6 protein-coding genes are annotated in these 7,622 nt (G+C 55.0%); 2 read left to right on the top strand and 4 right to left on the bottom strand.

Translation table 11 applies throughout. From position 1 onward, the window contains the following. Window positions 1-156: 156 nt before the first annotated feature. Genes AC07R0_RS14585 through AC07R0_RS14575 form a run of 3 tightly spaced genes read right to left on the bottom strand, consistent with a single transcriptional unit; the run spans window position 157 to window position 1,441 of the window. Window positions 157-717 (bottom strand): hypothetical protein, encoded by a 561-nt coding sequence (locus AC07R0_RS14585; protein WP_495105348.1) that lies wholly within the window; start codon window positions 715-717, stop codon window positions 157-159. 8 nt (window positions 718-725) lie between these two features. Continuing rightward, window positions 726-1,085, bottom strand: coding sequence for a hypothetical protein (locus AC07R0_RS14580; protein ID WP_495105347.1), 360 nt, complete (start codon window positions 1,083-1,085; stop codon window positions 726-728). Window positions 1,086-1,138: 53 nt separating this feature from the next. Next, a complete protein-coding gene (locus AC07R0_RS14575; RefSeq protein ID WP_495105346.1) occupies window positions 1,139-1,441 on the bottom strand; it encodes a hypothetical protein in 303 nt (100 codons plus the stop codon). Between the two features lie 87 nt (window positions 1,442-1,528). Between AC07R0_RS14575 and AC07R0_RS14570 the strand changes: the two genes are divergently transcribed. After that, window positions 1,529-1,816 (top strand): helix-turn-helix domain-containing protein, encoded by a 288-nt coding sequence (locus tag AC07R0_RS14570; protein ID WP_495105345.1) that lies wholly within the window; start codon window positions 1,529-1,531, stop codon window positions 1,814-1,816. Between the two features lie 649 nt (window positions 1,817-2,465). After that, window positions 2,466-5,438, top strand: coding sequence for a bifunctional diguanylate cyclase/phosphodiesterase (locus tag AC07R0_RS14565; protein WP_495105344.1), 2,973 nt, complete (start codon window positions 2,466-2,468; stop codon window positions 5,436-5,438). A 19-nt stretch (window positions 5,439-5,457) separates the two neighbouring features. Here AC07R0_RS14565 and AC07R0_RS14560 read toward each other — a convergent pair whose 3' ends face one another. Continuing rightward, window positions 5,458-7,608 carry a DUF1631 family protein gene (locus AC07R0_RS14560; RefSeq protein WP_495105343.1) on the bottom strand — a complete coding sequence of 717 codons (2,151 nt, stop codon included), beginning with the start codon at window positions 7,606-7,608 and terminating at the stop codon, window positions 5,458-5,460. Window positions 7,609-7,622 lie beyond the last annotated feature (14 nt).

Here is a 7,622-nt window from a genome sequence, read left to right as displayed (position 1 = left end):
GCTTGACGGCTCGAATTCGCTCTTCGTATGAATACATGAACTACCTCCAAGTAGTCCAAGTTATTGTCCGCACCCCCCAATCAATGACTTAGATAGTTTGAAGCAAAACAGCCATCGTTCAATCATGGTGAAATTTGTTCGAGGGCAACACACACGCTATCCTGGCGCCTGACTTCCAAGCTCTGCCGCTGTCGCCGCATCCGATCGCGCTTGCTCAGCCAGAGCCAGGCTGCTGTACCCCTGCCCATCAAAGAAAAACTCATCCTTGCTGGAGAACGTACTCTTGGCAATCCTCTTCTCGATGGGCTGGTAGCGAATGCTCCAGGCCTTGGCGCTGTTCTCCAACTCGGCCGCGTACTGCTTGGCCCGTTCCGCGGCTGCCGGCGTCCCAGCATCCTCAATATGCCGCTGCAGCACCATGGCCGTGCCGGCAGTGGCACTGCTGCCGTAACCATAGCCACCGCCCCAGGTGCCGGCACCAGCACCTTGCTGGTTCATGAGTCCGATACCGAAGTAGGCGCCTTGGTCCAAGGGGATGGTGGACACCACCTGCCAGCCCTCGGCATTGATTTCCGTCACGGCTTCTGCCATGCGCTGGAACATCGCGGCGTTATTGAGGGCGGTGTCGCCCCAGACGGATTCGACGTTCTTGCCGCCCTGGTTATTCCAGATACCCCACCTCAAGATTTTGATCTTGGTTTCAAACCCTTGCGCCATCGCTGCTCCTAGCTCTCGATCCGTCCGTTGACTTCCACCGTAGCGGTGCGTGTTTCCGCATCCTCTGGCCAGCGGTACGTCCAGGCCAGCATGATCCAGGTCCAAACCAGAAAGGCCGCGAGACCGGCCAGGCCCAAACCCATCTGCCCCTTCTCCAGAAGCCCTATGTACAGGCTGAGAAACGCCCACACAGCGGATCCGATGGCAAACGCCAGCAGACGGCCCAGCCGCGGTTTACCTGACAGGCAGTGGTAGCAAGCCAGAAGGATGAAGACACAGCCCACCAGCCAGTTCAGCAGGGGCACGATCAATAACAGGTAACCACCCCAAAACCGACCTGAAGCGACTAGCGCGCGTGCATTGCCCATGGATACCTTGTAGACGGGGTATGAAATAAGAAATCGCTGAGGAGGTTTGCAACTTAAGCAAACAGTGCCGAGTCAAGCGTCCAGCCCACTTCTCCTTCGTGCTTCAACATCAGCCAGGTTTCTTCTCGCTGGATGTCAAGGTGCCGGCGGATAACCACCGCTCCCGGCCAGGCACTTTTTGGAGTCAATTGCCGAACGAGCAGCGCAGTTTCCTCGCAGGCATATTTGATAGCGGCCTCGGCTACATCCGTAGCCCGCTCGGAGGTAAAGCCGAGGTCTTTGAGTTTCTTGGCTGCTTGCTCGCATCCATTAGCAAGTCCTACGCGCAATGTGCGTCCACGAAGTTGTGATTTCATAGTCGTGTGCTGTGAATGAATTGGTTTTAACCGATTTTCGCATATTCGATTTTCGCATTGATTCTGCTGGTTTCAGAGACCCGCAGAATGCCCGATTCGTTTCACTCAGAGCAGTACAAGATCTTCATCGCGTTGCTACGGGAGACCAGAAAAGAGCTCGGTGTAAGCCAGGAGGAATTGGCCCTTGCACTGGGGATGCCGCAGACCACCGTCAGCAAATCGGAAAATGGAATCCGGCGAGTGGATATCGTCGAGCTCCATGCTTGGCTACGTGCGTTGGACGTCGATTTCATGCTGTTCACGGCTACGCTTCTGAAGCGGTGGGATGCCCATACAACGCGGACACATCTGCATAGGAAGGTCGTACAGTTATAGGGTACGGTAGCGAGCAATGGCGTTAGCTGTCGAAGGCAACTGGCCTTTCCGTTCCACGTCTTTCTGGTTTAGCGGTTCAGTTTTGGATCTGCACTAACAAGTCAATAGGGACAGTGCGGCTATCCAGTACACCCCGGTGGACTCCATCGCTACAACCGTGGTGTAGTACCTGCACAGCCACGGCATCAGGCGCCCAAGATTTGTGATCAAGGCGGCCAGCCCCTGCACCAGCTGGGCATTCCGTTCGACCGTGACGACAAAATAGCCGTCCGCACCTATGTCGATGCCACATTCGTTGGGTAGACATCACACAGCCACCGAAGTCCTGCACCCACAGGATGACATCATTACTCAGGCGCACTAGCGAAAATGCTGTCGGCAGTCATTTTGAACGTGCTGCAAACAGGTGCCGGCTTTTTTGTGAAATGTTGTCGTGGACTGGCATATGAGCATATTGCTGTCGCATTAGGTCGACAACAAATCGGTTGCACTGAACTATAAGTCGTTGATTTATATTGGAAACCACCACCCTACTTTGTTGTCGGACAGCTCCAGCGCTCGTCCCTGCAACAGCACTTAGCCAGGCGATATAGTCGGCGCTGCCAGACTCCTATCCACAAGAATTAGAACAATAACTACGCCTTGCGTCATGAAGATTACGTACCCCACACGCTTGCTGCGCACCATACCTATCAGGTTGCTCGGCTTTGCGGTGTTTATGCTGACCGCCGTCGCGGCGGCTCTGCTGATATGGAACTTGGAGCAACGCCGCATTCAAAGCCAGCGCACCCATGTGGACAGTGTTGTAGCGGACCGAACCCATGCAATCCAAGCGACCATTGAACGGGCTTTGTCCAGTGCTTATGCCTTGTCTGCCATGGTGCACCAGGCCGGAGGGGAATTTTCGAACTTTGAGGGTGTGGCTGGTGAAATGTTGCACCTCTACCCTGGTGTCACCATGTTCAGCCTGTCACCCGGAGGCGTTGTCAGCCGCGTGGTGCCTCTGGCAGGAAACGAGGCGGTAATGGGGTTCAATCAACTTGAAGATCCCCTACAAGGCAAGGAAGCAGCGCGTGCGGTTGCAGCTCGCGAATTGACATTGGCCGGACCGCTTAATTTGGTGCAAGGTGGCTTGGGGCTTGTGGGTCGACTACCGGTGTATTTGCCGGCTCCTACGCTAACGACTCCATACAAAGACCATTTTTGGGGATTTATCTCTGTCGTAATTCGTGTCCCCGAAGCCCTGGCCAGCAGCGGCATTGCCCAATTGCAGGAGCAAGGTATTGCGTATGAGTTGTGGCGCACCCATCCAGATACCCATCAAAAACAAAGTATCACGGCCGCGGGTAACCAGTTCTTGCATGATCCGGTGGACCGCAACATCCTAGTGCCCAACGGACGGTGGGTACTCAGTGCCACACCAATCAACGGCTGGGGTGATAGTGGGGCTTTGGCATTTGAAATTGCACTAGGCTTGTTGTTCAGCACAACGCTGGCCTGGGGAGCTCAACTAATGCTTCAACTTAAACGCCAAGAACAAAACTTGGAAGCCCAGGTCGTTGCCCGCACCCAAGAAATTTCAGCCACGCAAACCAAGTTGGAAGCGACGCTGGACGCCATTCCCGATCTATTGTTTGAATTAGGCCCAGACGGCACCGTACACGATTGCCGCCTGCCCCGCTCTTTGTTGCCCGATATTCCTCTGGAACAATTTTTAGGTAAAAACGTGATGCAAGCCTTGCCCGCCGATGCTGGCAAGGTCATTGCAGCGGGACTGGAAGAAGCCCGGCTAAACGGAAACTCGGAAGGCGGCCAGTTCGAGCTCCAGTTGATGCACAACGTTTTGTGGTTTGAAGTTTCGGTTGCACGCAAAGACGTTACCGGCAATGCCGAGCCTCGATTCATTGTCTTGGCTCGCAATATCACGATACGCATGCAAGCCGAGCTGGATTTGCGTATTGCAGCAACGGCCTTCAACGCCCAGGATGGTATGGCGATTACGGATGCGCAGCGCCAGATATTGCGTTGCAACCCTGCATTCACCCAAATTACAGGCTATACCGAGCAAGAGGCTGTAGGTAAAAGCCTGCACATTCTCAATTCAGGCCGACACGACCGGGCCTTTTACCAAAACATGTGGGATACGGTGGAAGCCACCGGAAACTGGCGTGGTGACGTGTGGAACAAACGCAAAAATGGCGATATTTACCCAGACTCACGGACAGTGACCGCTGTATACGGCAAAAACGGCAAGATTACCCATTTCGTCAACACCTTCAACGACATTACGCAGCGCAAAGCGGCCGAAGAAGAGATCAACAAGCTGGCCTTCTATGATCCACTCACCCACCTGCCGAATCGGCGCCTATTGTTGGACAGGTTGCGTCAGGCAATGGGCTTGGGTGTTCGCAATGGCAGATGCGGCGCTCTGCAAGTAATTGACCTGGACAACTTCAAAACCCTCAACGACACATTGGGGCACGATGTGGGCGACCAGCTATTGCAGCAGGTCGCAAACCGATTGACCGAATGCGTGCGCGAAATCGATACGGTTGCACGCCTGGGCGGTGATGAGTTCGTGGTACTACTGACCCAGCTCAGCAGCTACAACGCCGAAGCGGCAGCGCACGCCGAAGCCGTAGGTGAAAAAATTCTGCAATCCATCAGCCAACCCTACCAGCTGGGGTCGCACGAACATCAGATTTTTGCCAGTATGGGTGTGACACTGTACTTTGGCCACCAGGACAGCACGGACGAGCTCCTCAAGCAAGCTGATTTGGCCATGTACCAGGCCAAATCAGCAGGACGCAACACACTCCGTTTTTACGATCCACAAATGCAGGCTGTCGTAAATGCCCGTGTGAGGCTGGAGGCCGACATACGCCGAGGTTTGGCACAGCAGCAGTTTGTACTGCATTACCAGGCACAGGTAGATGGGCAAGGGCACGTTGTAGGCGCAGAGGCTTTGTTACGCTGGCCTCACCCGCAAAAAGGCAATATATCCCCGGCTGAATTCATTCCCTTGGCCGAAGATTCCGGACTGATATTGCCCCTTGGCCATTGGGTTTTACATACCGCATGTATGCAGCTGCAACGCTGGAGCCAAAACCCACGTACTCAAGCGCTCAGTCTGGCTGTCAACGTTAGCGCTCGGCAGTTTCGACAAGCCGATTTTGTGGAGTCCGTTCTGCACATATTGCAGACCACAGGTGCGCCACCTCACATGTTGAAACTAGAGCTGACCGAAAGCCTGTTGGTGGATGACGTAGAAGAAACCACTGACAAAATGCACGCGCTTAAAGTCCATGGCGTGGGGTTTTCGCTGGATGACTTCGGCACCGGCTATTCATCACTGACCTATTTGAAGCGCCTGCCGCTGGATCAGTTGAAAATTGACCAGTCGTTTGTGCAAGACCTGTTGACCAACCCCAAAGACGCCGCCATTGCCCGCACCGTCATTACACTGGGCCATAGTTTGGGTTTGAGTGTGATCGCGGAGGGTGTGGAAACCCAGGAGCAGCAACATCTTCTAGAAGCCGAGTGCTGTGATGCCTATCAGGGTTACTTCTTTGGTCGTCCCGTCTCTATTGCAGATTTTGAAGCCAGCCTAACGGCTGCTTGATAGTCTACGGTTCGGGCTTTCAAATCAAAATATTGTCAATACTGTTGCGCATCGCTAGCTGAACAATGGCATCCATCGCTTCATCAACGACCATCTGCGCCTTCACCACACGCATGCTTCCGTCGTGCATGCGTTTGTCATAGTTGCGCTTGCTCATGGATAGGCAATGGCCCTGGGCATCTGTGAAAAGGAACATGGTTCCGTGAGGCGTGGCCCAAGTCAGCTGTGTTCGAATCCAAGCGCCCTGCGTCAGTACTTCGACCCAATCACCAATCGCCATGGCCAGATTGGCTTGCGCAGGTGCCTGAACACTTTCTGTCTCTGTGTTTTCCGGCTGAATCTCTGCTGTCGTAGGCACGGTTGGCAGATCATCCATGAAGCCTGTCGCAACAACCTCAGCGGGAGCGATCCAGGCTGGCGGGGGCGACGGCTCCGCAGAGGTAACTGTCTGCACAGCTTGCGACTTGGTTGGCGGTTTAAAAGCTTGCTGGTGCAGCGCAAACAAGGCATCAAAGAACGCCTCCGTTTGGGCCGATGGATACTGGATCAGTGCCAGACCGTCCCGTAAATTTCGCAACAGCTTAGGTAGCAAACGGGTCAGCTTGCCGATATTCTTGCGCGTCAGGTCAGGCTGTGCACTCCACACTAATGTTTCTATCGACGCATTGACCATGCCAGGATCGCTGGCCCCGCTTCTATCGTGTAGCTGGACATGCGCAGCAACCTGGGCCCATGGACCGCACAGGAAGTCCACCAACACCTTGGGGGCGTTTCGAAGCAAGGGGTTTTGCTCCATGTCTTTTGCCAGCTTCTCGGCCAACAAGTTGCGCTGCTCTGCCTGCTGCAAAGCTTCCATTGCCTCCTGACGCTGGCTGGCCTCCATTGCATTGGCCGGCATCCGAGCCTGGGCCAGCTCTGTTACTGCCTGGTCAAACGGCGCTGCATCCTGCGCGATTTGGACATTTCCGGAGAGCAGAGGCGCTACAGAGGTTTGCAAAGCCTTCCAGAAACTGGGATAGCCCGCAGATTGGATGCTGGGATAGGCCTGGCTTAAACGGGTGATCTCCTCCAGAAGAACCCTGGCCGGGTGCTGCTTGTCATTCAGAAACCGCGGGTCCACCAAAGCCAGCCGCAGTAGCGAAGGTTCCATGCTGCGTATGAGTTGCTGCACGGGTGCCAGCAATCGCGGGTCACCAGCTACGTTGTCGATCAGCAGCCGTACTACTTCCTGGCCAATTTCCGCACCTGGATGTGGGTGTTGTTCGCTGTAGAGTGGTATGCCCCCGCTGGCCGCAAGTGGGTGTGTACTGTCGAAAAACTCCGCCGAATGATCTGGAGTCAGCTTCAATGGGACTGATGCGCCCTGCTCTTCTTCAAAGTCTCCCACCAAGAGCTGATTCAGCTTGTCCAGCGTCAAAACCAGCTGCTTTTGACTGGTTTTCCCCTCGGAATGTTGCCGTCGCGTAGCTGCGCCCCCAAGATGCCCCACTTCCCGATCTTCGTGGGCTGCACGTGCGCTTGTTGCGGTACGTGCAATTGCAAACCCAACAGACCTCACACCTAGTTCTCGCAAGCGCTTCGTTAATGCCACGTACAGCCGAGCCAGTTCTTGGCCCAGCACCTTGCTGGAATGTTCTATCCAATCCAGCTGAACTGCGTAAGGCACACCGCAATCCAACATGACAGTTTGTACGGCGCGCACGAATACTTCGGGGCGGAACGGATTGCGTTCTGGGCGCACAGACAATAAGCCTAAAGACGCACACACATACGTATTGAGCTCAACCAAAGACGCATCCACTGCCAACAGAATGGTTTGCTGGATCCGGGCCAACGCAATGCCCTCTTGGACCTGATCCTGTTCCATCAACTCCCACTGGTCGAAATGGATTTTCTGCGGCGGTGCAGCCGTTTTTACGGTGCGACTTGGTTCTATGAGCGTATTTAAAAGTACCGCGGGAAAGCGCTCAATCAGCATTTCGGTATGCTGGCGCAACAAGTCCAGTGCGGCATCCACTTGCTCACGCCCTCGCGAACGATGCAGTTGCTGCCGCTCCAGATCTGCCTGGAGCAGGCCCAGTAGCCTGGCCAGAATGGGCTTTCCGCTACTTGCCGCCAGCGCCAGCGCGTCGCGGTAGGGCTCGGAGTACACCGGCGTGTCTATGGACACGGAAGGCCCATCCT

The sequence above is a fragment of the Rhodoferax sp. GW821-FHT07F03 genome (assembly GCF_059418745.1).
Note: the sequence above shows the minus strand (reverse complement) of the source record. Positions and strands in the feature narration are given on the sequence as shown.

Excerpts from the sequence above, each read along its gene's own strand:
- AC07R0_RS14585 (WP_495105348.1), bottom strand. The coding sequence starts at position 717 with ATGGCGCAAGGGTTTGAAACCAAGATCAAAATCTTGAGGTGGGGTATC.
- AC07R0_RS14580 (WP_495105347.1), bottom strand. The coding sequence starts at position 1,085 with ATGGGCAATGCACGCGCGCTAGTCGCTTCAGGTCGGTTTTGGGGTGGT.
- AC07R0_RS14575 (WP_495105346.1), bottom strand. The coding sequence starts at position 1,441 with ATGAAATCACAACTTCGTGGACGCACATTGCGCGTAGGACTTGCTAAT.
- AC07R0_RS14570 (WP_495105345.1), top strand. The coding sequence starts at position 1,529 with ATGCCCGATTCGTTTCACTCAGAGCAGTACAAGATCTTCATCGCGTTG.
- AC07R0_RS14565 (WP_495105344.1), top strand. The coding sequence starts at position 2,466 with ATGAAGATTACGTACCCCACACGCTTGCTGCGCACCATACCTATCAGG.